Origin of the sequence: Pseudoalteromonas sp. HM-SA03 (assembly GCF_002289345.1) — a bacterium.
Taxonomy (GTDB): Bacteria; Pseudomonadota; Gammaproteobacteria; order Enterobacterales; family Alteromonadaceae; genus Pseudoalteromonas.
The window spans coordinates 1-2,679 of record NZ_NSDG01000038.1; the positions used below are offsets into that span (position 1 = coordinate 1).

General features: G+C 42.1%; 2 protein-coding genes and 1 pseudogene. All 3 read right to left on the reverse strand.

What is annotated here, in order from left to right:
* Nucleotides 1-337 precede the first annotated feature (337 nt).
* The gene (locus CKO50_RS07285; RefSeq protein WP_095727606.1) at nucleotides 338-1,024 is read right to left on the reverse strand and encodes a GAD-like domain-containing protein; all 687 of its coding nucleotides are present in this window, start codon (nucleotides 1,022-1,024) and stop codon (nucleotides 338-340) included.
* A pseudogene (locus CKO50_RS25065) lies at nucleotides 1,025-1,842 on the reverse strand (polymorphic toxin type 15 domain-containing protein). It lies immediately after the preceding gene.
* Between the two features lie 442 nt (nucleotides 1,843-2,284).
* Nucleotides 2,285-2,679, reverse strand: a 395-nt coding sequence (locus tag CKO50_RS07295; RefSeq protein WP_141240127.1) for a PoNe immunity protein domain-containing protein, incomplete at its 5' end; no start/stop codon positions are given.

Below are 2,679 nucleotides of genomic sequence, written 5' to 3' on the forward strand. Positions count from 1 at the left end.
TGCCAGTTGATGTCTCTTAGGTATTTAACTGGGTCGCCTTTACCGACTTTTCTTTGGGTAAAAAGCCGCAGCACGGCAAGCGCAGCGGAGAGGGATTCCCAGTATTTTTTTTAAGATAACTTTGACTATGGTTGTGGTATGTCTTGGGCCTTTATTTATGGCTTTGTCTTACCACTGCATACCATCTCAGTAGAGTAGTTAAAGATTAACAACCGTGGTTTCTCTAATTAAAAATGTACATGAAAGCAGCAGAAGAAATTTGGTGAGAAATGTAGGCTAGGAGGATAATTGAACCTAGCCTTGCAACATCTATGCATTTAAAGGACTTAAAAAGGTGCTATTGGTTATGGGGTAATTGGTTAGATAGCGCAACGATATCAGCCATAACACGCTTCTCTCCAAGGTCAGCTAAGAAAGCTAAATGTTCCGTGGCTTTTACCTTTTGGAGATTCTCAAGCTTAGGTTCGCCACCAAGGGCAAGAGCTGGCACGAAGCCATAGATTTCTCCATTTTCAAGTGGGCCTAGCTTTTCGACAGCACGTTCAAAAAGAGGTTGTTCATTGTGATCTGTTAAATCAATTTCGGAGCTAACTTTATTTGCAAAAAATAAATCTAAAGTTAGTTCTTTTCCATCTTCAATAAACTCTTGATCGTTAAATGTTGGAAAAATCATACCATAACAGCTTGTTATCGATAGGCTATTACCCGAGTTCTTTCCCCAAATATACACTTCTCCAAAAGCGTCAATGGCTATTACGGAGAAGTTATCCAAACCATCTCTTTGCATTTGCTCAAATCTAGTGCTTTTCAGCCATGAGTCTAAAACATCTTGATAATCAGCTGGGTTTACCATCCATAGCCGTCCCGCTCCCCAGCCACAAAAGCCGTACTCTTTCCAATATTCTAGCAAGTTATCAGGCAATAAGCCTTTATACGCTTTAATATCTTCACCTGTCGGCTTGATCTCTTTAATTGCAGGTCCAAAACCGCCAAAGTTATAAAATTCTTCAAAGTATTCGTTCATCTACTTACACCTGTACAAGTTCATATTTAATTTTGCATCTGGACCCAATGCTTTTAGTGCTTTCTCTGCTTCATTATCCATTAGCTCAACACGACTCAACGTAGTCTTTTTACCTGAGTCATCAAAACCTTTTTTATTCCATCGTGCGCCAATAGATTGGTTAACACTGGCGTCGCCTAAATCAACAACTTCATCTAGTCCTCCTGCAATCATATCAGGGTTATGCAAAGCATTCAGAGTCTTCATGTCCAACCTTGCAAGTGCTTCTGCTTGATCTGAAAGCTCCTGACCACTTAATCTATTCTCTTTTCTTAGTTTATTCTTATATTTACTAATTAATTTACTTTTAAACTTTTCTCTAGCCGCCTTCTGCGCCTTTCCAGTTCCTTTTCGTCCAATCTTTTTATAAGCATCGCGATTTTCAAGATACTGTTTTACAGTNCATGCTATTTAGCCCGTCCATTTGTCCTTTTAATTGGCGGTCATATTCAACAGCGGTTCCTTTGGCATTCTTTTTAAAACAAGGCACGTTGTATTGCGGCATACGTTTTATTGCNAGCCCCCGGCAGATCATTCCCTTTTGGCGGTTCCAATTCATCGGCTTTGGCTTTGGTGGGCTTGTCGGTGACGCCTCGAATTGGTGATTGGCCTTGATATTCATCCAGCGCTTTATTAACTCGCTGCCCAATTTCTTGGGCAGCTTGTTGCATATGCTGGTCGATTTTGGGGGTGACGTCGTCTAGGCGTTTTACTGTGGCTTGCATACCTTCGATGGCGGCGTCTGGAAGTAGTAAATCGTAGTGCCAACTGGTAGACATGTCGTCGAGTGAATCGCGTAGGCCTTTGACGATGTTTTTAACTTCCGTGGCGGATTGTTTTCCTAGGTCTTGCCAGTTGATGTCTCTTAGGTATTTAACTGGGTCGCCTTTGCCGAGCTTGCGTAGTACCGCAAGCGCAGCAGAGAGAGACTCTCCGGTATTTTTTAAAATAACCTTGCCCACGCCTTTGACGGCTGAGCCCACAACTGGCACTAAACCAATGCCCGTAAGGGTAAAGGCAAGCCAAGCGTCGGTGTCGTTGGCTTCATCATCGTCGGTCAGTAACATGACATTGGCAATGATATCTCGTAAATCCATGACTTGGTCGATAATCGGTATCATGGAAATCGAGGGGCGACTACTGTCGGTGAAGGTTAGCTGCCTAGCCCTGCAACACCCAAGTGGTTCAGCCTATCCTTTCTTAAAAATCATGCGCAGAAGTTTATCTGATTAAATCAACCGGAACATAAACACTATCTTCTAAGGATTCTCTTGGTATTTCTAGAACATTAGCGACTAAAGCTAATTCAAAGCACCAATAACCAATATAATAATCCGTGTACTCGAATTCGCATTCACTGTTATGATTATCATGCCAGTCAGCCAAGCCCTCTAACTTACTGTACCAACTTTGTGCAAATTGCTTGAGTAAATCAGGCTTTTGTTCATTGGGTACTGTAAAAGCGAGTGAAAGGTTTTGATAAATTTCAGGGTAGTAGAGTGTGGGCGAAATAGGTCTATCGTTATCACCAAGTGCAATGGCTACATTATCAAGTAAGGTGTCTTTGCCGCGTTCGTCAATAACATCGAGCACTTCTTGAATATGAGCTGGAGCGA